Annotated in this window: 26 protein-coding genes and 1 pseudogene; 14 read left to right on the top strand and 13 right to left on the bottom strand. The window is 63.9% G+C overall.

The genetic code is table 11. The features are described from left to right. The first annotated feature begins 277 nt into the window (after positions 1 to 277). From DID96_RS34195 to DID96_RS34180, 4 genes are all read left to right on the top strand, one after another. On the top strand, positions 278 to 1,777 hold the full coding sequence (locus DID96_RS34195; RefSeq protein WP_124603608.1) for an ATP-binding protein: 1,500 nt from the start codon (positions 278 to 280) through the stop codon (positions 1,775 to 1,777). A 233-nt stretch (positions 1,778 to 2,010) separates the two neighbouring features. Beyond that, positions 2,011 to 2,256: a DUF3717 domain-containing protein gene (locus DID96_RS34190; RefSeq protein WP_124603607.1), complete on the top strand. Its 246-nt coding sequence runs from the start codon at positions 2,011 to 2,013 to the stop codon at positions 2,254 to 2,256. Positions 2,257 to 2,401: 145 nt separating this feature from the next. After that, entirely contained in the window at positions 2,402 to 2,818 is a 417-nt protein-coding gene (locus DID96_RS34185) for a hypothetical protein (protein ID WP_260464122.1), read from the top strand. Continuing rightward, on the top strand, positions 2,815 to 3,291 hold the full coding sequence (locus DID96_RS34180; protein WP_124603606.1) for a DUF2846 domain-containing protein: 477 nt from the start codon (positions 2,815 to 2,817) through the stop codon (positions 3,289 to 3,291). The genes DID96_RS34185 and DID96_RS34180 overlap by 4 nt, the downstream gene beginning before the upstream one ends. 157 nt (positions 3,292 to 3,448) lie before the next feature. Here the strand turns inward: DID96_RS34180 and DID96_RS34175 are convergent, their stop codons facing one another. Genes DID96_RS34175 through catA form a run of 5 tightly spaced genes read right to left on the bottom strand, consistent with a single transcriptional unit; the run spans position 3,449 to position 8,073 of the window. Further along, a complete protein-coding gene (locus tag DID96_RS34175) occupies positions 3,449 to 4,240 on the bottom strand; it encodes a 1,6-dihydroxycyclohexa-2,4-diene-1-carboxylate dehydrogenase (RefSeq protein WP_124603605.1) in 792 nt (263 codons plus the stop codon). After that, the gene (benC, locus tag DID96_RS34170) at positions 4,237 to 5,256 is read right to left on the bottom strand and encodes a benzoate 1,2-dioxygenase electron transfer component BenC (protein ID WP_124603604.1); all 1,020 of its coding nucleotides are present in this window, start codon (positions 5,254 to 5,256) and stop codon (positions 4,237 to 4,239) included. Before benC ends, DID96_RS34175 begins: the two co-directional genes overlap by 4 nt. 13 nt (positions 5,257 to 5,269) lie before the next feature. Beyond that, positions 5,270 to 5,761: a benzoate 1,2-dioxygenase small subunit gene (gene benB / locus DID96_RS34165; protein ID WP_124603603.1), complete on the bottom strand. Its 492-nt coding sequence runs from the start codon at positions 5,759 to 5,761 to the stop codon at positions 5,270 to 5,272. Beyond that, complete coding sequence (gene benA / locus DID96_RS34160; protein WP_124603602.1) at positions 5,758 to 7,125, bottom strand: benzoate 1,2-dioxygenase large subunit; 1,368 nt, start codon at positions 7,123 to 7,125, stop codon at positions 5,758 to 5,760. Before benA ends, benB begins: the two co-directional genes overlap by 4 nt. A gap of 27 nt (positions 7,126 to 7,152) precedes the next feature. Further along, complete coding sequence (gene catA, locus DID96_RS34155; RefSeq protein WP_124603601.1) at positions 7,153 to 8,073, bottom strand: catechol 1,2-dioxygenase; 921 nt, start codon at positions 8,071 to 8,073, stop codon at positions 7,153 to 7,155. A 214-nt stretch (positions 8,074 to 8,287) separates the two neighbouring features. On the opposite strand from catA, the gene DID96_RS34150 reads away from it, so the two are divergent. Further along, positions 8,288 to 9,205, top strand: coding sequence for a LysR family transcriptional regulator (locus DID96_RS34150; protein WP_124603600.1), 918 nt, complete (start codon positions 8,288 to 8,290; stop codon positions 9,203 to 9,205). A 75-nt stretch (positions 9,206 to 9,280) separates the two neighbouring features. Beyond that, complete coding sequence (locus DID96_RS34145) at positions 9,281 to 10,081, top strand: alpha/beta fold hydrolase (protein ID WP_124603599.1); 801 nt, start codon at positions 9,281 to 9,283, stop codon at positions 10,079 to 10,081. A gap of 30 nt (positions 10,082 to 10,111) precedes the next feature. Here DID96_RS34145 and DID96_RS34140 read toward each other — a convergent pair whose 3' ends face one another. Both DID96_RS34140 and DID96_RS34135 read right to left on the bottom strand, forming a co-directional pair. Continuing rightward, positions 10,112 to 10,459 (bottom strand): hypothetical protein, encoded by a 348-nt coding sequence (locus DID96_RS34140; protein ID WP_124603598.1) that lies wholly within the window; start codon positions 10,457 to 10,459, stop codon positions 10,112 to 10,114. A gap of 250 nt (positions 10,460 to 10,709) precedes the next feature. Beyond that, positions 10,710 to 11,354, bottom strand: coding sequence for a TetR/AcrR family transcriptional regulator (locus DID96_RS34135; RefSeq protein WP_124603597.1), 645 nt, complete (start codon positions 11,352 to 11,354; stop codon positions 10,710 to 10,712). Positions 11,355 to 11,450: 96 nt separating this feature from the next. Here DID96_RS34135 and DID96_RS34130 point away from each other — a divergent pair, with 96 nt between their 5' ends. Then, positions 11,451 to 12,716: a glycosyltransferase gene (locus DID96_RS34130; RefSeq protein WP_124603596.1), complete on the top strand. Its 1,266-nt coding sequence runs from the start codon at positions 11,451 to 11,453 to the stop codon at positions 12,714 to 12,716. On the opposite strand, the gene hutC is transcribed toward DID96_RS34130, so the two are convergent. Continuing rightward, on the bottom strand, positions 12,700 to 13,395 hold the full coding sequence (gene hutC, locus DID96_RS34125) for a histidine utilization repressor (protein ID WP_124603595.1): 696 nt from the start codon (positions 13,393 to 13,395) through the stop codon (positions 12,700 to 12,702). The two genes, DID96_RS34130 and hutC, sit on opposite strands and share 17 nt — an antisense overlap. Before the next feature lie 464 nt (positions 13,396 to 13,859). On the opposite strand from hutC, the gene DID96_RS34120 reads away from it, so the two are divergent. The 4 genes from DID96_RS34120 (at position 13,860) to DID96_RS34105 (ending at position 16,917) form a co-directional block, all read left to right on the top strand. Further along, positions 13,860 to 14,633, top strand: a complete 774-nt coding sequence (locus tag DID96_RS34120) for an ABC transporter substrate-binding protein (protein ID WP_124603594.1) — start codon at positions 13,860 to 13,862, stop codon at positions 14,631 to 14,633. Between the two features lie 61 nt (positions 14,634 to 14,694). Further along, a complete protein-coding gene (locus tag DID96_RS34115; protein ID WP_124603593.1) occupies positions 14,695 to 15,384 on the top strand; it encodes an ABC transporter permease in 690 nt (229 codons plus the stop codon). Continuing rightward, positions 15,381 to 16,094 (top strand): ABC transporter permease, encoded by a 714-nt coding sequence (locus tag DID96_RS34110; protein WP_124603592.1) that lies wholly within the window; start codon positions 15,381 to 15,383, stop codon positions 16,092 to 16,094. The genes DID96_RS34115 and DID96_RS34110 overlap by 4 nt, the downstream gene beginning before the upstream one ends. 55 nt (positions 16,095 to 16,149) lie before the next feature. Then, on the top strand, positions 16,150 to 16,917 hold the full coding sequence (locus DID96_RS34105) for an ABC transporter ATP-binding protein (protein WP_124603591.1): 768 nt from the start codon (positions 16,150 to 16,152) through the stop codon (positions 16,915 to 16,917). 88 nt (positions 16,918 to 17,005) lie between these two features. On the opposite strand, the gene DID96_RS34100 is transcribed toward DID96_RS34105, so the two are convergent. Beyond that, the gene (locus tag DID96_RS34100) at positions 17,006 to 18,355 is read right to left on the bottom strand and encodes a polyhydroxyalkanoate depolymerase (protein ID WP_124603590.1); all 1,350 of its coding nucleotides are present in this window, start codon (positions 18,353 to 18,355) and stop codon (positions 17,006 to 17,008) included. Between the two features lie 292 nt (positions 18,356 to 18,647). Between DID96_RS34100 and DID96_RS34095 the strand changes: the two genes are divergently transcribed. Next, positions 18,648 to 19,307: a glutathione S-transferase family protein gene (locus tag DID96_RS34095; protein ID WP_124603589.1), complete on the top strand. Its 660-nt coding sequence runs from the start codon at positions 18,648 to 18,650 to the stop codon at positions 19,305 to 19,307. Between the two features lie 46 nt (positions 19,308 to 19,353). On the opposite strand, the pseudogene DID96_RS34090 reads toward DID96_RS34095, so the two are convergent. Beyond that, positions 19,354 to 19,647: pseudogene (locus DID96_RS34090) on the bottom strand (LysR substrate-binding domain-containing protein); the annotation flags it as partial. Between the two features lie 49 nt (positions 19,648 to 19,696). On the opposite strand from DID96_RS34090, the gene DID96_RS34085 reads away from it, so the two are divergent. After that, positions 19,697 to 20,182 carry a cache domain-containing protein gene (locus DID96_RS34085; RefSeq protein WP_124603588.1) on the top strand — a complete coding sequence of 162 codons (486 nt, stop codon included), beginning with the start codon at positions 19,697 to 19,699 and terminating at the stop codon, positions 20,180 to 20,182. A gap of 141 nt (positions 20,183 to 20,323) precedes the next feature. Then, positions 20,324 to 21,601, top strand: coding sequence for a leucine-rich repeat domain-containing protein (locus DID96_RS34080; protein WP_124603587.1), 1,278 nt, complete (start codon positions 20,324 to 20,326; stop codon positions 21,599 to 21,601). Positions 21,602 to 21,613: 12 nt separating this feature from the next. On the opposite strand, the gene DID96_RS34075 is transcribed toward DID96_RS34080, so the two are convergent. From DID96_RS34075 to DID96_RS34065, 3 genes are all read right to left on the bottom strand, one after another. Continuing rightward, a complete protein-coding gene (locus DID96_RS34075; RefSeq protein ID WP_124603586.1) occupies positions 21,614 to 21,892 on the bottom strand; it encodes a hypothetical protein in 279 nt (92 codons plus the stop codon). Positions 21,893 to 22,602: 710 nt separating this feature from the next. Next, complete coding sequence (locus DID96_RS34070; protein WP_124603613.1) at positions 22,603 to 23,247, bottom strand: flavin reductase family protein; 645 nt, start codon at positions 23,245 to 23,247, stop codon at positions 22,603 to 22,605. 281 nt (positions 23,248 to 23,528) lie between these two features. Continuing rightward, positions 23,529 to 23,698: transposase (locus DID96_RS34065; protein WP_148094503.1), on the bottom strand; the 170-nt coding region annotated here is incomplete at its 5' end.

Here is a 23,698-nt window from a genome sequence, read left to right as displayed (position 1 = left end):
CGTCTGAGAGCAAACATCCCGCTTGCGAAGAAGCTCCGCCACGCCGGTTGACGTTTTTTTGTATAAAAATCAATGGCATGCGAGCACTATAAAGTTAGTGTACTGAGAAGTACGCTAACTTTAAGGCGTTGGCCCGAATTGGATGAGACGGCACGTTCACACCCTGCAACCGATGTTGGTGGACACGAGTCGACTCGGATTTGCCGTTTAAATTCAACTGGTTGCAATGATTTCGCAGTTAGCGTACAGTTTAGTACGCTAACTTATCGAGGGTAGTATGGCGGATTGGCGTTTTTATGGACGACGCAGCACGTTGGACCAATTGCGCGGACTACTCAAGCAGCCTCGATGGTTCTTCTGCCGGATTCAGGGCCGGAGGCGCATTGGCAAGACGACGCTGTTGCGTGAACTGGCGCGCGACGAGGAAGCGCTTGCCGAGCGTCTCTTCTACGTGCAAATTCCAGACTCTGACCAGGCAGACGTTTCTAGCCAGTTCCGGCGCGCGTTGCAAGACAGTCTCTCGAATACGGTCCAGGCACTGGCAAATGACGTGCACGACTTCGCGTCAATGGCACGCGCAATAGCCACGATGAACCGCGCCGGCATCATCGTGGTTCTGGACGAATTCCAGTATTTCACTTCTCCGCAGCTTGCCGCGTTCAACTCGTTCCTGCAGGCCGAGGTAGACGTCCTGCGCGAATCGAAAAGCGGCGGCCTCTTCGTGCTGGGGTCATTGCAATCCGAGATGAGCGCTCTGCTCGACGACCGGGCGGCTCCGCTGTACGGCAGACTGACCCACTCCTTTCGCCTCGACCACTGGGATTTCGAAGACCTGCTTACCGTGTACAGCGACCATGGCCTGGAAGACTCGTACCAGTGGCTCCTCTTGTGGGCCTACTTCGAGGGCGTACCGAAGTTTTACAGAGATGCCTACGGACAAGGGCTTTTCGATGTTTCGCCTGACCAGCTGCGCAACGAGCTTCTTGTCCGCCTGTTCCTGAGCGAAGGCAGCCCGCTTTCGGAAGAAGCGGACACTTCGTTCCTGCGCGAGATGAAAGGGCAATTGCTCTCCATCCTGCACTTCGTGGCGGACCACCCGGGCACCGGCCACAATGAACTCGTAGCAAGCATGCAGTCACCGACCGACACGGGCCGTTCATTGGGCGCACAGCTCAAGAAGCTGGTCGACAACTACGGGATGATTGACCGGCGCCACCCTGTATTCTCGGACAGTCGCAGCCGCAACGCCCGATACTACGTGACGGATAATTTCTTGCAGGCGTGGATTGCGGTTGTCCGGCCCGCGCGGGATGCGGCACGAATGCAACTTCGCGAGCGGGTGCTGGAAAAGGCAAAACCACGTAGCGAAACGCTCGAGGGTTTTGCGTTTGAGAAGCTCATCCGGCAGTTGCACGTCGAGTGTTCAAGAAAGGGCAAGGGCGACTTTCCCATCACATCTATAGAGGTCGGCTTCTGGAACCGTGCTCGTTCAGTCGACCGACTCATCGAGCTTGACGTCGTGGCATTGAACAGCGACGACAAGCGTGTGCGTTTCGGCTCCTGCAAACGAAGCGCCAGTGCGCACGATAACGGGGCGCTGGCCGCCTTCGAGCATCACATAGCGGGATTCATGTCCACAGCGGAGGGCCGTAAGCTCACCGGCTGGGAAGTCGAAAAGGTGCTATTTTCGCCAACATTTTCCAAGCAAGAGACACCCGGTCTCGAGAAAGCCGGATACCGCTGTCTTGATCTGAACGCCTACGCGCAGCTCTTCTGAGCGGCTTCCCTGAGCGACGTCTGTTTTTTTTCTCCGATGCCTTTCGGCACGGGGTCAAAGCCGGTTATATTTCCCGACCCACCCGGGCTGCGGGCCGGTCGGCGCGGTCCGCGCCGCCACGGGCCAAACCGGCCACCGGTGCGCACGCAGCGCACCGGACAGCCGGCGCCCGGTGTTTCAATCGCCCCGCCGGGACCGGCACGGCGCGCGGGGCGCGCAACCGAGAGGAATTCATGAGCGCATCACCTGCCGAGCGGACGGCCGAGCCCGTCTCCATCGTGCGAATCGAAGCCGCGATCAATGCGTGGCGCGAAGTGTATCCGCCGGCCCCGGACGGCGAGGACGGCTACGCGCTCGATGCCGGCAGCAACTGTCTCGCCGAACTCTACGGCGCGATGATCTGCTATCGGCAGACGAGCGTGCCGCTCGACGTGCTGAGCGCCGGCCAGCGCGACGCACTGTTCGCGACCGAGGCGTAACGCCGCGCCGACACGCGGGGGCGATGAAACGGGAAGCCGGCCGCTTCCCGTTTTTCTTGTGTGCACGCGCCAGCCGGCATGGCCGGGATTCAAGTCCGCGCCGATTCTGCCGACAATTCGCGCATCACGACAACGGAGATTCTGCATGGATTCGAACAAGCGGCGGGCAGCGCGGCTCGCGTCGCTGGCGGTCACAGTAGCGGCAAGCACGGCGCTCGCGCTCGCGGGATGCGCACCGGCGGTACCGGTGCAGGACGCGCATCTCGTTGCATCGGCAAGCACCACGCCGGTCAAGGTCGTCAGGCAGGGTGCGACGGTGCGGCTGTCGACTGGCTACACGAGCGTGATTGCGGCGGGCTCGCAGTGGCGCGACGTCGGGTCGCTGCCTCAAGGCCGCGTGTTTCGGGCCGTAAACACGGTGTTCGCCATCGAGGGGCGCCAGGTGCACGAGGCTTACCTGGTGTTGAGCGGCGATGCGCTGGTTGGTTTCTACCTGCCTGGAGAGACGCACTTCTCTCCGCTCGATCCACCCGTACCACTTCAACTGGGAGACCATCAATGATCAAAATGTGTCGTGCGCTGCTGCTGGCCGGCGGTGTAGCGTTGCTCGCGAGCGGTTGCGCGTCCGGGCCGCAGTACAAGGAAATGGCGTCGTCGATTCCGACGCTGGCATCGGACCATGGCCGGATCTACTTCTTCCGTTCCGGCTCCATGTTCGGCGCCGGACTGCAACCGGAGATCAAGCTGAACGGGCAGGTGGTCGGGAAGTCGAAGCCGGGCGGTTTCTTCTATGTCGATGAGCCGGCGGGCCAGTACACGGTGTCGACCGCGACCGAAACGGAAAAGACGGTGTCGTTCGCGCTGGATGGGGGCGAGACGAAGTACGTGCGCACGTCCGTGGCGCTCGGCGTGCTCGTCGGCCGTGTCGTGCCGTCGCTCGAGGATTCGGGCACCGCGATGACCGCGATCAGCGAACTGAAGTATGCGCCCGCCGATTCGCAGGCTGCACAATCGGCAGACAGCAAGCTGAAGTAATGCTGAAGTAATGTTGAAGTAATGCCAAATGGCCGCGCGCCCGGCGCGCGGCCGTGCCGCGTACGGACCTGTCGCCGGGCAGCCGTACGCGTGCGCCGGTCGATGCCGCCCGTCGAAGGCGGCATGCGCGGCGCTCAGGGGCACCCCTGTCGCCCCGTCATCCCTGATCCCCACCCCCCACTGGCAGCACCGACCCCGTGATATACGACGCGTCGTCCGACGCGAGGAACAGGATCGCACCGACCTGCTCGTCGATCGTGCCGTAACGATGCATCGGGCTCGACGCGATCGTCTGGTCGACGATGGCCTGGTACCACTGCGCTTCCTGTTCGCTCTGCCGTTCGGTATTGCGCGGCACGATGCGCGGCGGCGCTTCGGTGCCGCCGGTCGCGACCGCGTTCACGCGAATCCCGTGATGCGCCTGCTCGAACGCGAGGCTCGCGGTCAGCGCGTTGACGCCGCCTTTCGCGGCCGCGTACGGAATCCGGTGGATGCTGCGCGTCGCGATCGACGACACGTTGACGATCGCGCCGCGCCCGCGCGCGATCATGCCCGGCAGCACCGCGTGGCAGCACCACAGCGTCGGAAACAGCGAGCGGCGGATCTCGGCCTCGATCTGGCGGGTTTCGTAGGCGTCGAACGGCTTCGCCCAGATCGTGCCGCCGACGTTGTTGATCAGCACGTCGATCCGTCCGAAGGCGTCGAGCGCGGCCTGCGTCATCTGCGCGGCGCCGTCGGCGGTTTCCAGATCGGCGAGCACCGCGATCGCGCGGCCGCCTTCCTGCTCGATTTCGGCAGCGACGTCGCGCACGGTCGGCGCGCGGTCGACGAGCACGAGCGTCGCGCCTTCCTGCGCGGCGCGCAGCGCGACGCCGCGGCCGATTCCCTGTCCGGCGCCGGTGACGACGACGATTTTGTCCGCGAAGCGGTTCGGATGGCGCGTGTTCATGCGGCGTTGCTCGACGAGAATTTTTCGAAATACAGGTTGGCCGGCGTGACGCCGCATTCGCGCAACCACGTCTGCACCGCATCGACCATCGGCACGGGGCCGCACAGATAGATGTCGACGTCGCCGTCGTTGAGCCACGCCGGATCGACGTGCGCGGTCACGTAGCCCTTGCGCGGATGCGTGCTGCCGGCGTCGGCGACGCAGGTCCGGTATTCGAAACCCGGCAGGCGGCGCGTGACGTCGTCGAGCTGGTCGAGCGCGACGAGATCGGCGTCGTTTGTTACGCCGTACACCATCCGCACGGCCTGGCCGTTCGTGCGCGCTGCGCAGACGTCGAGCATCGACAGGAACGGCGCGATGCCGGTGCCGCCCGCGAGGAACAGCGCGGGCCGCGCGGCGTCGCGCAGGTAGAAGCTGCCGTGCGGCCCGGAGAACGCGATCCGCTGGCCCGGCGCGGCGTCCTGCGCGAGATAGCCGCTCATCCTGCCGCCCGGCACGTTGCGCACGATGAACGACACGCGCGGCGTGCCCGGCTGCGAACTGAACGAATACGAGCGCGACGAGGTCGTGCCGGGGATCTCGACGTTCACGTATTGCCCGGCGAGGAAGCCGAGCTGGTCGGGTGCGTCGAGGTCGATCGCGAAGTGGAGCGTCGAGTCCGACAGCTGCTCGACCGCCGCGAGCGTGCCTTCGTGACGCGCGGCGCCCGTCTTGCACGCAGTCGACGACGCCGGCACTCGGATCACGCAGTCGCCGCGCGGGCGCGTCTGGCACGCAAGCACGTAGCGCTGCGACGCTTCGTCGGCGGTGAGCGCGTCTTCGATGTAGCTCGATTCGGGCAGCTCGTAGTTGCCCGACTCGCAGTGGCAGCGGCAGGTGCCGCATGCGCCGTCGCGGCAGTCGAGCGGGATGTTGATCTGCTGGCGGTATGCGGCGTCGGACAGCTTTTCGCCGTCGCGGCACGCGATGAAGCGGGTCACGCCGTCTTCGAATTGCAGGGCGATGGTGTGTTCCATGGCTGTCTCCTCGCTAGATGTGATAGACGTCGATCACCTGATTGATGTAGTCGTTCTTCAGTACGACATACTTGTTCAGGATCTGCGGCGCGGTGCCGTTGAAATCGATCACGTAGCGCGACATGCCGAAGTACGTCGACACGGTCTTGTAGCGAAAGCTCAGCGTGTGCCAGTTGAAGCGCACCGTGCAGACGCCGTCTTCGTGCTGCTCCAGCTCGACGTTCGCGATGTTGTGGCTCGTGCGCGTGTCGGGCATCGTCGCGCTCGAGCGCTCGGTCTTGATGCGGAACACGCGATCCTCGAGCCCTTGCCGGTTCGGATAGAAGATCAGCGAGATCTCGCGCTGCGGATCGGTGACGAGCGTGTCGTCGTCGTCCCACGACGGCATCCAGAACTGCGCGTCCGGGTGGTAGCAGGCAAGCCAGTCGTCCCACTGCTCGTCGTCGAGCAGGCGGCTTTCGCGGTACAGGAACGCCTGGATGTCGGCGATCGAAATCGTGTTCATGCGTGGCTCCGTTCGGCTTCGATGGCCTTCTTCATCGTTTCGGCCCAGTAGCGGTGCTGCACCGTGTAGAGCCCTTCGTCTTCCGTCTTCACGCCGCTCATCACCGGGTTCAGGCCGATCGTGCGCGCGGCGTCGTCCGGGCCGTCGATCCAGTGCGTCGAGCCGCGGCACATGTCGTTCCACTCGACCGCGATGCCCGCGTAGCCCTGCTGGCACGCGCGGAATTCCTCGAGGTCGTCGGGCGTCGCCATCCCGCTCACGTTGAAGAAATCCTCGTACTGGCGGATGCGGCGTGCGCGCGCATCGGTGTCCTCGCCCTTCGGCGCGATGCAGTAGATCGTCACTTCGGTGCGGTTCACCGACAGCGGACGCAGCACGCGGATCTGCGAGCCGAACTGGTCCATCAGGTACACGTTCGGATACAGGCACAGGTTCCGCGAGTTCTGGATCATCCAGTCCGCGTTCGCGCTGCCGCAGCGTGCGGCGAATTCGTCGCGGCGGCTGAAGTTCGGGCGGTCTTGCGGATTCGCCCAACGCGTCCACAGCAGCATGTGGCCGCGTTCGAACGCATAGAAGCCGCCGCCCTGGCGGCCCCAGCTGCCGGCGTCCATCGCGCGGATCTTGTCCTCGCGTTCGTTCTGCTCCTTGCGGTGGTTCGTCGTCGCCGCGTAGTTCCAGTGCACGGCCGACACGTGATAGCCGTCCGCGCCGTTCTCGGCGGTCAGCTTCCAGTTGCCTTCATACGTGTACGTCGATGCGCCGCGCAGCACTTCGAGGCCGTCGGCGGACTGATCGACGATCATGTCGATGATCCGCGCCGCTTCGCCGAGGTGTTCCTGCAACGGCGGCACGTCGGGATTCAGGCTGCCGAACAGGAAGCCGCGATAGCTTTCGAAGCGCGCGACCTTCTTCAGGTCGTGCGAGCCTTCCTTGTTGAAGCACTCCGGATAGCCGGCCTCCTCCGGGTCCTTCACTTTCAGCAGCTTGCCGCTGTTGTTGAAGGTCCAGCCGTGGAACGGGCACGTATACGTCGCCTTGTTGCCGCGCTTGTGGCGGCACAGCATCGCGCCGCGGTGCGTGCACGCGTTGACGAACGCGTTCAGCTCGCCCTGGCGGTTGCGCGCGATGAACACCGGCTGGCGGCCCATGTACGTCGTGTAGTAATCGTTGACGTTCGGAATCTGGCTCTTGTGCGCGAGGTAGATCCAGTTGCCTTCGAAGATATGCTTCATCTCCAGCTCGAACAGCGCCTCGTCGGTGAACGCGCTGCGATGCAGGCGATAGTCGCCGCTAGCCTTGTCTTCGACGAGGAAGTCGTCGAGCGAACTGACGGTCGGCGCGCGGTCCGGATAGATCGGGATCATCGGGTGTCTCCAGTGTCTTGAATCGAATCAGGCCGCCGCGCGGATGCGCGCCACTTCAACGTCCGGCGCCGCGGCATGCTCGCCGTTCAGCCGGAAATCGAAATCGATCGATGCGAACGGCCGGTCGACGCCGTGGCGGTCGAGTTCCGCGGCGGCGCTCACGCGTTCGATTGCCGGCACGAGGCCTTCGCGGCTCGCGAACGCGAAGTCGTCCCACAGGTACGCGTCGCCGTCGATGTTGATCTGCGTGGTCAGCTTGCGATGGCCCGGCGCGGACACGAAGAAGTGGATGTGCGCGGGGCGGCGGCCGTGACGGCCGAGCCGATCGAGCAGGCGCTGCGTGGTGCCGTCGGGCGGGCAGCCGTAGCCGACCGGCACGATGCTGCGGAACCGGTAGCGGCCGTGCGCGTCGGTCACGATCGTGCGGCGCAGGTTGAATGCGCTTTGCGTCTTGTCGAAGAACGAGTAGTTGCCGTGCAGGTTCGCGTGCCACACCTCGACGGACGCGCCCGCAAGCGGTGCGCCGTTCTCGCCGTACACCGTGCCCTGCGTGAACAGCACGTCGCCGTCGGCTTCGTCCGTGCCGTCGTCGAGGCGCGCGAAGCCGATCGACGCCGGCGCGCCGGCCACGTACAGCGGGCCTTCGATCGTGCGCGGCGTCGCGCCCGTCAGGCCGGCCTTCGCGTCGGCTTCGTCCAGCCGGATGTCGAGAAAGCGTTCGAGGCCGAGGCCCGCGGCGAGGAGGCCGAGCTCCTGCGTCGCGCCCGCCTCGGACAGGTATTCGATGCCTTTCCAGACTTCGGACGGCGTCAGGTCGAGATCCTCGATCGCCTTGAACAGGTCGCTCGTCAGGCGAACGACGACCTGCCGGATGCGGGGATCGGCTTCGCCGTGCGCGGCGCCGACGATGAACCCTTCGACGAGGGCTTCGATGTCACTGTGGGTCACTGTCTTCTCCTGACTCTGGTGGGCGGCGATCCGGCGGGATTCGCACATTTCCTCTGACTTTTCCTCTGGCTTGCGCGGCTTCGGACCGGTTGGAGTGTTAATGCTCCGAAGGTATAGTTGTGGGGTTCCGAGCGGGCAGTTGAAGGATAGTTGCGCGTGAAATACGTCGTCCAACACTGATTTAGTATCAGTTCCATATCCAGGAGGTATTGAAATGGAGCTGCGGCACCTTCGTTACTTCGTCGCGGTCGCCGACGAGCGGAATTTCACGCGTGCGGCGGAGCGGTTGCACATCGCGCAACCGCCGCTGAGCCGCCAGATCCAGCAGCTCGAGGAGGCACTCGGCGTGCTGCTGTTCGAGCGCAACGCGCGGCCGCTGAAGCTGACCGACGCGGGGCGGTTCTTCTATTCGCACGCGGTGCAGTTGCTGGCGCAGACGGCCGAGCTGGAGTCGATGACGAAGCGGATCGGCAAGATCGAACGGAGCATGTCGATCGGCTTCGTCGGCTCGACGCTGTACGGGATGCTGCCGAAGATCATCCGGCGCTTTCGGGACGAGTACCCGGCCGTCGAGCTGAGCCTGCACGAGATGTCGACGATGGATCAGATCAAGGCGCTGAAGGAAGGGCGGATCGATGTCGGGTTCGGGCGCATCCGTCACGAGGATCCGAGCGTGCGGCGCGTCGTGTTGCGCGAGGAGCGCATGATCGTCGCGCTGCCGCTCGGCCATCCGCTCGAGCACGCGAAGGAGGTGCTGTCGCTGCACGACCTCGTCAACGACACGCTGATCATCTTTCCGAAGGCGCCCCGGCCGAGCTATGCGGACCAGGTGCTCGCCGCGTTCCACGACCGCGCACTGAAGCCGCGGCGCATCTACGAGACGCGCGAGCTGCAGATCGCGCTCGGCCTCGTGGCGATGGGCGAGGGCGTGTCGGTCGTGCCGCACAGCGTGTACGGGCTGAAGCGCGATGACGTCAGCTATAAGGCGCTCGACGATCCGAACCTCGTGTCGCCGATCATCATGAGCATGCGGATGCTCGACGAATCGGAAGACATCCGCGCGATGCAGGCGCTAATCTACCGGCTCTACGACGAAGCGAAGATGGACTATCTGCCGCCGCAGCAGGAGTGACTCGCCGCGCCAACATGGCCGGCAACCTGCCGGGCCGCATGACCGCGGCCTCTTTCAAACACACGACACACGGATATGACCGATACGTTCACCGAGGAGACCTGGATCGAGACGCCGCAAGGGCGTCTCTTTGCGAAACGCTGGCGCGGCGCGCCGGCAGCCGACGCGGCCGCGTGCCCGATCGTGCTGCTGCACGATTCGCTCGGCAGCGTCGCGCTGTGGCGAGACTTTCCGGAGCAGCTTGCGCAGGCGACGCGCCGCGACGTGATCGCGTACGACCGGCTCGGCTTCGGCCAGTCCGATCCACACCCTGGGCAACTGTTGCCGGCGTTCGTGCGCGACGAGGCGGACCATGCGTTCCGCGCGCTGCGCGAGCAGCTCGGCTTCGAGTCGTTTGTCGCATTCGGTCACAGCGTCGGCGGCGGAATGGCGGTGGGGTGCGCGGCCGCGCACGCCGATCGATGCCGCGCGCTCGTGACGGTGGCCGCGCAGGCGTTCGTCGAGGAGCGCACGCTGGCCGGCATTCGCGATGCCGAACGCCAGTTCGCGGAGCCCGGTCAGCTCGACCGTCTCGCGCGGTATCACGGCGACAAGGCGGAATGGGTGCTGCGCGCGTGGGTCGATACGTGGCTGTCGCCGGCGTTTCGCGACTGGAGCCTCGACGACGTGTTGCCGCAGGTGCGCTGTCCGACGCTCGCGATCCACGGTTCGCAGGACGAATACGGCTCGTCCGTCCACCCGGACCGCATCGCGTCGCGCGTCGCCGGAGCGTCGTCCGTCGTGATGCTGAAGGAATGCGGACACACGCCGCACCGCGAGCGGACGGCCGATGTGCTGACGGCGGTCGGCGAGTTCCTGCACCGCTCGGGCGCTTGAGCGCCCGGTTCGGCGGCGAGGAAGGGTTGATCAGAACGCGAGCTGAATCGCGAGATCGATCGCGAGCAGTGCGATCGAACAGCCGATGCCGAGGACCACGTTCGGCAGCCGGTGCTCGAAGTCGCGGTCCTTGCGCATCGCGGCGCCGAGCAGGTAAAGCGCTTCGATTGCAATCTGCAGGCCGACGAACAGCAGCATCAGCAGATACTCATAGCCCATCTCCTTGAAACCCGCGAAGTGCATCCCGTGATCGCGGATCCACTGGCCGACGCGAATCAATTCGTACACCAACAGCAATGCGGGAAACAGGTAGCTGACGAAATAAGTGGGCGCGCTGGCGTGCCGCAGTTCGAGGTGGAAATGATGTGTGGTGGCCATCAGGCATTCCTCCTTGCAAACAGGGTTGCAATCGCAACGGCGGCGCACCAGCGTGCACATCGGAGGGTTTGCCCGTTGCACTGGGCGCAGCCGTACGTCATCAGCATACTGCGGTGCGGTGAATTTGAAATGAGGGTGTACCGCAATGGCCACGTCGGCTTACGGTTGCCGTACAGCGGTTGCGATGCCGTCGCCAACCGGTCGCCAACCAGTCGGCAATGCGTGGCCCCCGGCCCGCATGCCGCGCCGATTACGCGCGCCGCGCGCGGCCTGACGACGCTTTCACTTCCGCTCCTTCGACGAACAGCCGGACGACCGCCTGAAACTCCCGTTTCAGCGACAGCCCCGGCACGTTCAGCCAGCGCAGCATCGCCGCGAGATAAAGATGGTGGAACCACGTTGCGAGCTGGTCGGCCGGCAATGACCGGTTCAGTTCGCCCGACTGCTGCCCCGCGGCGATCAGTTGCTGCCACACGAGCGCGATATCGCTGCTGGTTGCGCTACCGCCGTCCGGCCCGGTCGCGCCGATGCTCAGGAAGCGATGCCGCAGATACGCGAGCAGATAGACAGGATGCAGTTCGCACCACGCGGCCGACGCGTCGAGCACGCACGCGATGCGCGATGCGAAGGTCTTCCGCCGCGCGACGTCGCGTTGCAGATGCGCGAGATCGCGGGCCAGCTCGCCTTCGAGCCAGTGCGCGAGGACGGCTTCCTTTGTCGGGAAATGGTTGTACAGCGTGCGCTTCGCGACGTCCGCCGCCGCGGCGATCTGCTCCATCGTGACCGCGTCGTAGCCGTGCGCATCGAACAACTGCGCGGCGGTCGCGGCGAGATGCGACAGCATCTGAATGCGCTTGCGCGCGCGGCGGCCCGGATCGTCGGTGGTGGGTTCCATGGCGAAGGCCTTTACAGAAAGTGTACGAATGGCATTAGTGTACGACGTGCATTTTTTTTGATGCCATTCCACTGCATTGCGCTCAGGGAGTCAAGCATGAAGCTCGTCATCGTCACGTACGGCACTGAAGGCGACACACGTCCGCTCGCGGCGCTCGGCCGCGCGCTGATCGACGCCGGCCACGACGTTCGGCTGCTGGCCGACGCCGCGACGCTCGGTTCGGCTGCCGCGCTCGGTGTGCCGTCGGCCGCGCTGTCGGGCAACATCCGCCACGCGCTCGCACCGGGCGAGGCGTTGTCGGACGCGGTGTACGGGCGGGGTGGCTTCAGCGACACGTCGAAGGCGCTCGCGGCGATCGCGAATGCGAATACCGCTGCATGGATGCGCGAAGCCGCCGATGCGTCGGACGGATGCGATGCGATCGTCGTATCGGGGCTCGCGGCGTTCGTCGGCCTGTCGGTTGCCGAGTATCGCGGTATTCCCGCGATCGGCGCGGGCCTCATTCCGATCACGCCGACGGCCGGGTTTCCGTCGCCGTTCCTGCCGCCCGACAAGGTGCCGCGCTGGCTCAACCGCGCGAGCCACCGGTTCGTGAATGCGATGCTGTGGCAGGCGTTCCGGCGCTCGACCAACGCGGCGCGCGCGAGCGTTTGCGGCCTGCCGCCGCGCAAGCGCGTGTGGACCGACCATCCGATGCTGTACGGCGTGTCGCCGGCGCTGCTGTCCGGCCCTGCCGACTGGCCGGGCAACGCGTGCGCTTGCGGCCAATGGAGCGTCGACGATCCTGCGTGGACGCCGCCGCCGGCGCTCGCGGCGTTTCTCGACGCGGGCGAGCCGCCGGTCTATGTCGGTTTCGGCAGCATGGCCGGGTTCGATCGGGCGGCGCTCGCCGATGCGCTGACGACGGCGCTCGCGGGCCGCCGTGCGCTGTTCTATCCGGGGTGGAGCGGGATCGATGCGTCCGCGCTGCCCGGGCATGTGTTCGTCGTCGGCGATACGCCGCATCGCTGGCTGTTTCCGCGCACGTCGATGGTGATTCATCACGGCGGATCGGGCACGACGCACTCGGCGGCCCGCGCGGGCGTGCCGTCGGTCGTCGTGCCGTTCGCGGGCGACCAGTTCTTCTGGGCGAACCGGCTGCAGCGGCTCGGTGTCGCCGGCGCGCCGGTAGCCGGCAAGCGGATGCGGGCTGCCGACCTGGCGCGCGGCATCGCATTTGCCGCGCGCGACGACGTGAAGGCGCGCGCGGCCGAACTGGGCGCGCGCATCGCGGCAGAGCACGGCGTGCGGCGCGCTGTTGCCGAGATCGAGCGTTGGGGGGCGAGCGGGCGCGCGAATGCCCGCGTCAGAAATGCCCGGTGAACCGGTAGCGGCTGCCCGGATGCCACAGATTGACCGCCGACGCGACGACGCCTTGCGACCACGTGCGCCGGTGCAGCATCAGGCACGGCTCGCGTTCGTCCATCGCCAGCAGGCGGCGCGTTTCAGCGTCGGGCATCGCGGCTTCGATCCGGTATTCGACGCGCTGCAGCGGCGCGACGCGCATCAGGTACTGGTTCGGCGTCGTCGTCGTGAAGTCCTGCAGCGCGTATTCGGGCGCACAGGCCGGGTTGACCCAGCGTTCCTCGAGCTGCACCGGCGTGTCGTTCTCGAAGTGCAGCACGCGCGAATGGAAGATCGGGGTGCCGGTGTCGAGCTGCAGCTCGTCGGCGAGCTTCGCGTCGGCGACCGTCGCGCCGACGTGAAGCACCTGCGGGCGATAGCCGTGGCCGCGCGCGGCGACTTCGTCGGAGATGCTGCGGATCGCGACGAGCGTCGATTCGTATTTCGGCGATGCGACGTAGGTGCCCGAGCCGCGCGTGCGCGTCAGCACCTGCTCGGCCGTCAGCTCGCGCAGCGCGCGGTTGACGGTCATCCGAGCAACGTTGAATTCGCGCGCGAGTTCGTTCTCCGACGGCACCTGGTCGCCTTCCGCCCATTCGCCGGCGTGGATGCGCGCGAGGATGAAATCCTTGATTTCCTGGTAGATCGGTGTGGTCATGGGATCGCTGTTCAAGAGACGGCGGCCGTTGGCCCCGCATGCCGGGCCGGTGCGCGGGCCCGGCCGGAGTTTACCGGGTTTGCGGGTGCGCCGGCCAGCATCGTGCTGCAGCCCAAAACCAAGTCCTTACACATATCGGACAACAAAGTATAGACAGGTCAATCCCTAGGATCATGCCGGCCGCGCCCGCGATGAAAGCCCGCGTTCAGTCTGACGTAATGTCTAATAAATTGAAATATAAGGAAATTTCGCTCAGGAAAACAATCCACCGACAATTAGAGATAAACACGGATTGCTGGCAGCGTACGGTAAACGGCAAAGTTGTATGTACAACTTAGGCGTTCTCTTCATACGATGGTTCGCCGGTTGGACGGGTTCGCGGCGGTAAGACGCCGTGCCGGCAGCGCGGGCGTCGCCCGCCCCGGCGGCGAGCCCGGCGCCCAGTTCGCCATTGAAGGAACACCATGAAGAAGCTCGCGCTCAGTATTGCTCTCGCATGCATCGCGGTCGGTGCCCATGCCAAGGATTGGTCGACGATCCGTTTCGGCGTCGACGCCAGCTATCCGCCTTTCGAGTCGAAAGACACCAGCGGCAAGGTGGTCGGTTTCGATGTCGATCTTGGCAATGAGATCTGCCATCGCCTGAACGCGAAGTGCGTGTGGATCGAGAACGACTTCGACGGGATGATCCCGGCGCTGAAGGCGAAGAAGTTCGACGGCGTGCTGTCGTCGATGTCGATGACGCCGGCGCGCGCCGAGCAGATCGCGTTCTCCGACAAGCTGTTCAACACGCCGACGCGCCTCGTTGCGAAGAAGGGCACGACGGTGCTGCCGACGGCGGAAGCGCTGAAGGGCAAGACGGTCGGTGTCGAGCAGGGCACGATCCAGGAAACCTACGCGAAGACGTACTGGGCGCCGAAGGGTGTGCAGGTCGTGCCGTACCAGAACCAGGACGGCGTGTATACGGACCTGATCTCCGGCCGTCTCGACGCCGCGCTGCAGGATGCGGTGCAGGCCGACATCGGCTTCCTGAAGACGCCGCGCGGCACGGGCTTCCAGTTCGCCGGCGACGCCATCGACGATCCGAAGACGCTCGGCAATGGCGCGGGCATCGGCCTGCGCAAGGACGACGCCGACCTGAAGGCGAAGATCGACCACGCGATTGCCGACATGCTGAAGGACGGCACGTACAAGAAGCTCGAGCAGAAGTACTTCACGTTCGACGTCTACGGCGGCTGACCGTCATGCGGCGCGCCCGGCCCCGGCCGCGCGCGCCGCGCGCCTTTCTGGATACGCTCACATGTTCCTCCATGGATTTGGCCCGCTGCTGTGGGCCGGTACGGTCGAGACCGTGAAGCTCGCGGTGCTGTCGCTTGCCGCGTCGCTCGTGCTGGGGCTCGCCGGCGCAGCCGCGAAGCTGTCGACGAACCGCGCGTTTGCCGCGGTCGGCACGTTCTACACGACGCTGATCCGCGCGGTGCCTGACCTCGTGCTGATGCTGCTGCTGTTCTACGGGATGCAGATCCTGCTGAACAACGTGACCGATATGCTCGGCTGGGATCAGATCGACATCGACCCGTTCGTGGCCGGCGTCGTGACGCTCGGCTTCATCTACGGCGCGTATTTCACCGAGACGTTCCGCGGTGCGTTCCTGTCGGTGCCGCGCGGCCAGCTCGAAGCGGGCTTCGCGTACGGGATGGGCGGCTGGCGCGTGTTCCGCCGCATCCTGTTCCCGCAGATGATGCGCTTCGCGCTGCCGGGCATCGGCAACAACTGGCAGGTGCTCGTGAAGGCCACCGCGCTCGTGTCGATCATCGGGCTCGCGGACGTCGTGAAGGCGTCGCAGGATGCGGGCAAGAGCACGCTGAACTTCTTTTTCTTCACGCTCGCGGCAGGCGCGATCTACCTCGCGATCACGACGGTGTCGAACGTCGTGCTGCACTACCTCGAGAAGCGTTATTCGGTCGGCGTCCGGAGGCTTGCACTGTGATCGAGATCATCAGCCAGTACTGGCAGAACTACCTTTACACCGACGGCTACCGCTTCAGCGGGCTCGCGATCACGCTGTGGCTGCTCGTCGTGTCGATCGCGCTCGGTTTCGCGCTCGCGGTGCCGCTCGCGATCGCGCGCGCGTCGAGCAACCGCTGGGTGTCGGGGCCCGTGTGGCTCTATACGTATGTGTTCCGCGGCACGCCGCTCTATGTGCAGCTGCTGATGTGCTACACGGGCATCTACAGCCTGCAGGTCGTGCATGAGCACGTGCTGCTCGACACGTTCTTCCGCAACGCGATGAACTGCACGCTGCTCGCGTTCACGCTGAACGAATGTGCGTATGCGACGGAGATCTTCGCGGGCGCGATCAAGTCGACCGCGGCCGGCGAGGTCGAGGCCGGCCTCGCATACGGGATGTCGCGCTTCAAGCTCTACACGCGGATCATCCTGCCGTCGGCGCTGCGCCGCTCGCTGCCGAGCTACAGCAACGAAGTGATCCTGATGCTGCACGCGACGACGCTCGCGTTCACCGCGACCGTGCCGGACGTCCTGAAGGTCACGCGCGACGTGAACTCGGCGACTTACATGTCGTTCCAGGCTTACGGTATCGCGGCCGTGCTGTACGCGGCGGTCGTATTCGCGCTGATCTGGGGATTCCGCAAGCTCGAGGCGCGCTGGCTCGCGTACCTGTCGCCCCGCGGCCATTGACGTATTCACGCAATCACGTATTCACGTATCCGCGCATTCGAAAGGAAGCACAAGCATGTACAAGCTCATCGTTGAGGATCTGCACAAGAAGTTCGGCGACAACGAGGTGTTGAAGGGCGTCTCGATGAAGGCGAAGGCCGGCGACGTGATCAGCATCATCGGCTCGAGCGGCTCGGGCAAGAGCACGTTCCTGCGCTGCATCAACTTTCTCGAGCAGCCGTGCTCGGGGCAGATCACGATCGGCAGCGAGGCGATCCAGACCGCGCGCGACAAGAACGGCTCGCTGCGCGTTGCCGATCAGAAGCAGCTGCAGCGGATGCGCACGAAGCTCGCGATGGTGTTCCAGCATTTCAACCTGTGGGCGCACATGACGGTGCTGGAGAACGTGATCGAGGCGCCGATGGCGGTGCTCGGGCTCGGCAAGGACGAGGCCGTGTCGCGCGCGCGCAAGTATCTCGAGAAGGTCGGGCTGCCGGCGCGCGTCGAAGGGATGTATCCGTCGCATCTGTCGGGCGGGCAGCAGCAGCGGGTGGCAATTGCGCGTGCGCTCGCGATGGAGCCCGAGGTGATGCTGTTCGACGAGCCGACGTCAGCGCTCGATCCGGAGCTCGTCGGCGAAGTGCTGAAGGTGATGCAGGCGCTGGCCGAGGAAGGCCGGACGATGGTCGTCGTCACGCATGAAATGGGCTTCGCGCGGAACGTGTCGAATCACGTGATCTTCCTGCATCAGGGGAAGATCGAGGAACAAGGGCATCCGCAGGAGATTCTCGTCACGCCGAAGAGCGAGCGGTTGGGGCAGTTTTTGTCGGGGCGGTTGAAGTAAGCGTCAAAGAAAGGAACGGCCGCCTCGTGCGGCCTTTTGTTTTTCCAGCGTCATCCAATGGATTGCTTTCCTATGGATGATCATCAATTCAATGAGGCGAAATCGCGCCTGTCGCCGCATCACTGCCAGCCGTCCGCGCCTCGAGCAGTGCATGCAACGTCACATACTCCGTGTCCGCACCGGCGTCGGTCTTGCGCGCCGTGCGATCGTACGGCTCGTTGTCGTGGATCATGCCGCGCACGATCGGATAGATCTGCGTTTCCCAGCGGCTGCCGTTGAACACGCCGTAGTGTCCGACGCCGGTCTGCACATGATGCGTCTTCAGATACGGCGGCAGCCCCGAGCACAGCTCCTGCGCGGCGACCGTCTGGCCGACCGAGCAGATGTCGTCCTTTTCTCCTTCGATCGTCAGCAACGCGGTGCGATGGATCGCGGCCGGTTCGACGAGCCGGCCGCCGACCGTCAGTTCGCCGCGCGCGAGCGCGTATTGCTGGAACACCTTTTCTACTGTTTCGAGATAGAACTCCGCGGTGAGATCGGTCGTCGCGAAGTACTCGTCGTAAAAGTGCCGCAGCGCGTCGGCCTTCACGGGGTCGCCTTTCGCGCGCTCGTAATACAGGTCGGAAAACGACGACGCGTGGCGATCCGGATTCATCGACATGAACGCGCCGACCTGCACGAAACCCGGATACACGCGCCGCTGCGCACCCGGAAAGCCCGACGGCACGACGCTGATCAGATGGCGCGCGAACCAGTCGATCGGGCGGCTCGTCGCGAGCTCGTTGACCTTCGTCGGATTCACGCGGCAATCGATCGGGCCCGCCATCAGCGTCAGGCTCGCGGGTTGCGCGGGGTCGCGGGCGGCTGCCATCAGCGCGACGGCCGCGAGCGCGGCGACGGTCGGCTGGCAGATCGCGAGCACGTGCGCGTCCGGGCCGATATGACGGATGAAATCGATCACGTGCTCGACATATTCGTCGAAGCCGAAGCGTCCGGCCCGCAGCGGGATGTCGCGCGGGTTGTGCCAGTCGGTGATATACACGTCGTGATCGGCGAGCATCGTGCGCACCGTGCCGCGCAATAGCGTCGCGAAATGCCCGGACATCGGCGCGACGATCAGCACGCGCGGCTGCCGCGCAACCGGCGGCGTCTTCCGGAAATGCAGCAGCGTGCCGAACGGCGTGCCGAACGCGGCTTCCTCCACCACCGGCATCGTCTCGCCGTCGATGTCGACCGCGTCGATGCCGAACGGCGGACGGCGATGCGAGAACGCACAGCATTCGAGCAGTTCGCACCACGCGTCGAGCGTGCGGCCCTGCGCCGTGGATGTCGCCGGCGGCCACATCGACATCGACGCGCGCAGGTACGTGGCCCACGCGCGCGTGGGCCGCGTGCATTCGGAAAACCACTGATAAAAGGGGTACGCAAGCATGTTCATGACCGTCGCACCTTTCGCCGCTATAAGTTATTGAACGAGGCAAGCCGTGTGCCAGTCGAACGCTGGCACGCGCGTTGCACGCTGTCATGGGGCGCGGCGGCGTGTGCGGCTGCTCGGCGCGTGACGGCTGCATATAGCGTGCCGCAAAATGCCACGCCGGTGCAAGGTGCTGTTTGCCCGATTATTGCCGCCGGATGCCGGTGCACGAGCTGCACCTCTCTGGTGCGGTGCGCGCGATACGTCCGATCGTTTCTGGTGCACGTGCACGACAGAGATTCATAGGGGACACGAGATGAAACCCGCAGGCGAAACGACACTGACCATCAGCAACCGAAACTACTCGACATGGTCGATGCGCGGGTGGCTGCTCGCGAAGCTGAGCGGCCTGCCGTTCGAGACGGTGAGGGTGCCGATCGACGCCGCGTCGCGTGCCGAGCTGCTGCTGCTGTCGCCGTCGATACTCGTGCCGTGTCTGACGCACGAGGGCATCAAGGTGTGGGACACGCTCGCGATTGCTGAATATCTGAACGAGATCCGGCCCGACGCGCAACTGCTGCCGAAAGCGCGGCATGCGCGTGCGCATTGCCGCTCGATCTGCGGCGAAATGCATTCGGGCTTCAGTGCGTTGCGCTCCGCGTTGCCGATGAACCTGCGTGCGCATTTCCCGAACTTCCGCATCTGGTCGCGCGCGCAGTACGACATCGAACGGATCGTGACGATCTGGCGCGAATGCCTCGCGGAGTATGGCGGGCCCTGGCTGTTCGGCGAGATCAGCGTTGCCGATGCGATGTACGCGCCGGTCGTCACGCGCTTTCTGACCTATGACGTGAAGCTCGAACCCGATATCGCCGAGTACTGCATGCGCGTGCTCGCACAGCCGTTCGTCGCGGAATGGATCGAGGCGGCGAAGGCGGAGAAGGAAGATATCGACGAGCTCGATATGGAGTTTTAGCGGATGGCTTGCGTGCGCGATCGCCCGGGTGAAAATGACCCGTCAGTCATGCGAACGACTTCCCTAACCGGTCCCTCAGAAACTCGATGCAGCGCTGCGTTTTCGCCGGCAGCAACCGCGTTTCGGTGATGGCGTAGACAGGCACCGGCGTGCCATGTCATGCCGGCATGATGCGCCGCAGCGTCCCGCTGGCCAGTTCATCGGAGACGATTTCCTGCGGCATCAGGATGATGCCCATGTCGAGCGTCGACAGCCTGCGGATCATGCCGACACTGTTGAGCGCGAACCTGCCACTCACCGACACTGTGGCGGTTCGCTTTCCGTCGTGCAGCGTCCATGAGTCCCCATAGAAGCGTACACTCGAGCAGTCGAGCGCTGGAGACGATGCCATGAAGATGAAGTCTTTCTTATTCGGTGTCTTGTTCTTTGCTGGCTTGCATGGCGCTGGGTCGTTCACATTTGCTCAATCGTCTCCGCCTTCTTCCGAGCAGGCGAAACAGGTCGAGGCGCTCGTCAACAAAGCCGCCGCGTTGATTGACAGTGAAGGCAAGGCGGCTTTTTCCCGGTTCAGAGTGAAGGACTCCGAGTGGTTGCACGGTGACACGTATGTATTCGTGTACGACCTGGAGTCCAATGTACTGTTGAATACCGGGATCCCGGCCCGCGAGGGAACCAAGGTTACCGGTCAGAAAGACGTCAATGGCAAGTTGTTTCACGACGCCATGATTCAGATGGCCAAGACCAATGGATCGGGATGGGTCGACTACATGTCTCCGAAACCCGGGCAAACCCAGCCATCGCAGAAATGGACCTACGTGAAGGCCGTGACGATCGATGGCGTTCGTGGCCTCGTGGGTTCGGGTTTCTATCCCTAGCCGCCCCTTGGGTTAGCCGCAGCCCGCCGCTACGCTTGCTGATCGAACGAAGTTACGACATCAGCCGGACTCGATAGCCGGGAAATCCCGGCTCCTCTGTTCGTGTATAAAGGAGGCAACCTTGGACAAACGGAGTCCACCTTGCCCGAAACACGACCGCCAAGCACAGAGCCAACATCTGAAGGCTTGCGTACATCGGTCTGGCGCCGTGCCAGGCCATGGGCCCTTGTCGGCGGCATCGGCCTTTTGGTCGGGAGCCTGTTGGTCGTCTTCAACCCGTTTCGGGAAAAACTGGATGAACGGGCGCTCGTTGACCTGGGATTTTCCACGAACGCCTGCGGTGACAGTAGCGGTGCAGCGACCACCCCCGCGACCACACCCGAGCCCGGATGCCTGGCATTGCGGGCAAAGCCGGCATTGACAACCGCTCAGCTGGCCGCCGCACTCCCGCATCTACGAAAGCTCCACCTCAGACTCGAGTTGAGTCTGGCAGACACCGAAGTCGACAACGTCGACGCGCTGAGCGGACTCGATGGTCTGGAATCGCTCGACCTCACGGGGACTCGCGTCTGGAGCATCGACGCACTCAAGGGAATGCGTTCCCTGAAACGACTCGTGGCCCACCGCACCCAGGTTCAGAACATCGATGCGCTTCAAGGATTGACCGGTCTGCAATCGATCAATCTCTGGGATACGCGGGTCTCGAACCTCCGTGCGCTGAAGGGCTTGACCGACCTGCGGCAACTCGATCTCCGGGACACACAGGTTCGGGATCTCGATGCGCTGGAGAAATTGCCTCATCTGGAAACACTCAAGCTCGGTGGCGCCAGGAATGTCCGGAACATCGAGCCACTCCGCCAGCTGACCACCTTGAACACGCTCGATCTCAACGAGACGCAAGTCGAGAGCCTCGATGCGTTGAAGAAACTGCACGATCTGCAGGCGCTCTATCTCGCGAATACCCCGGTTCGGAACATCGACGTGCTAGCCGGAATGCCCACCCTGAAAACCCTCGCGCTCGACGGTTCGAAAGTCGAGAATATCGCGGCGGTGCGGGATTTGCTCCAGTTGGAAACGCTCGTTCTTGCCCGCACGCAAGTCACGAACATCGATGCGCTCAAGGGCCTGACAAGCCTGCGATGGCTCAATCTCAGCGATACGAATGTCGATAACATCGATGCGCTGAGAAACCTGACGGGCCTACGAACGCTCAATCTCTTTCGCACCGAAGTTCAAAGCATCGATGCGCTGAAGGGCATGACCGGCTTGCAAGAGCTCTATCTCGCAAACACCCCGGTGCAGGACGTCGATGTGCTGAAGGGCCTGACCGGGTTGCGAGAGCTCGTTCTCTATGGGACCCGAGCGAGGAACGTCGACGAGATCAAAGCAGCGTTACCCAACACTCGAGTCGTTTGGTGACGATTCGATTGATCAGGTGCTGGCTGCGAGACGCGGGCCCGTGTTGCGGGGAGCAGACTCGCCCTCAGTCCAATGCGACGGCTGTGCGCTTACCCAAGGCTCGATGCCGAGTTTCTGCACTTCTTCGAGAAACGCCACGCGCGTGCGCCAGTAATCCGCTTGCAATTTCGTATCGATGACGCGCTGCTCCGCAGTGAACAACTCCATGCGCGCAGTCACCAGCATCGACGCAGCGGATTTTTCCGGCGTGGGTGCGTGACGCATCGACCAACGGTTGATCCAGTTCATCATGTCGACCTCCCCCGAGATAATGGACGAACCCGCATCGGCCGATCGCAATCGGCCGAGCGCTACCTGAACAGGCTTCCAGGTTTTCGGCTATCGCCAAGAGTCTTCGCGACGTTCGGCGTATGTGCGAACCGTGTTGACACATCTGACTTCGACGAGGCGTGGCCGCGCCGATAACGTCATGCAATGCGTAACAGGAACAGTGACAGGAACAGTGATGCGAGACAGCAGCCGCATGACGGCCGACAGGTATTTGGACATGATTTCCCCGACCTCGCTGAAGGTTTGTTTGTCGCCCGCATCGAGCCGTCTGGCCGTGCGGATTCTGGTGTGCACGACAAGCGCAGCAAGTTGCGGACCAGTTCGGGAGATGTCAATGGATCCGGGCAGCACGGCCACCGGCGATAGGGCGGTGAAACATTGGGGTGCGGCTTTGTTTCAATCGTGTAACGTCGGGTTTCCGGCGCGGAGGGGCGGAATGCCAGGCCAGATAAGGATTGGCCGGAAAAGCGGAACGGCGCATCGGCGGCGCAAATTGGATCCGACCATATAAATTGCTGCCGAGCCTCCATGAATGTTTCAACTGTGCAACGTGCACGGAGGCGCGCTTCGGAATGTGTCCATCGGTTTGGTGTGGGACCGAGGGGCGAGCGTCCGCCGCCCACTTCCGTAGCCGAGCGTCAACAGCCGCTTGATCCGGACGTGTGTACGCGTCAGCGTGGGGCAGGGTGATCCACGGTGGTCGGGCGATCGAGATCGAAGCGACTTTCGGGCGTGACGAGCGCATAGGCCGATGGGCCGCCTGCCCGAAGAATGATGCCTGCGCCGAAGGTGTCGAAGATACCGTCTTTGAGCAGGTCCCGACGAATGTGAACAGCGACGACTTCGCCCAGCACGAGCCAGGTGGTAACAGGCGTGCCTTTGTGATTGCGAAGCTGGATCACGTCGGTGAGCTTGCATTCGAAGTTGACGGCACTCTCCGCCACGCGCGGAACGGCGACTTGCTGCGACGGAGCAGTGGTCAGCCCGGCCAGATTGAACTCATCGACTTCATAGGGCACCGTTGCGCACGTCGCATTCATTTTTTCCGTGAGATCGCGTGTGGCGAGGTTCCACACGAACTCCCCCGTTTCCTGTACGTTGCGCAGACTGTCCTTCTCATTGATGCTCGAGAAGCCGATGATCGGCGGATGGTAGTTGAAGGCGTTGAAAAAGCTGTACGGAGCGAGATTGAGCATGCCGTTGCTGCCGCGCGTGGAAATCCAGCCGATGGGCCTGGGACCGACGATCGCATTCAATGGATCATGCGGCAAGCCGTGGCCTTGTGACGGTTCGTAGTAGTAGTGAGAGCTAGTCATAAGCGGTTGTGGATCGAAATGGGGGTAATGGCAAGTCGCGCCGGCACGCTCGAACGTGTCGGCGTGCGGCACGCCCGTTCGCTGCATCGATTGACGAAAGTGTAGTCGTGCAGCCGCCGCTTGACGCGCAGCGAATTGCTGATCGTATGATGCAAGTTTGCATCACGACGGTCGGCAGGAGCGCGATCCGTGCAGCCGAGGCGATGGAGCAGTTCGCACGCGATCTACGTTCGGGTAGCGGAGTGCGTCGAGTAGTATGGCTCTTTTGAAATCTGAATGGGTTATGCGGTATGCGGGTTGATCGAAGTGAAGTCGAGCTTGCCTGCGATCAGGAACAGCACGGTGCGCATAGTTTCGAAGTTCGTGTAGCCGCGAGCACGTCGTTTGGCGGCCTGAAACAGGCCGTTGATGGCTTCCAGGAACCCGTTGGTCTGACGTGTCTGGGACCAGG

Origin of the sequence: Burkholderia sp. Bp8963 (assembly GCF_003854275.1) — a bacterium.
In the GTDB taxonomy this organism is placed as follows: domain Bacteria; phylum Pseudomonadota; class Gammaproteobacteria; order Burkholderiales; family Burkholderiaceae; genus Burkholderia.
This window is presented reverse-complemented; position numbering and strand designations above follow the sequence as displayed.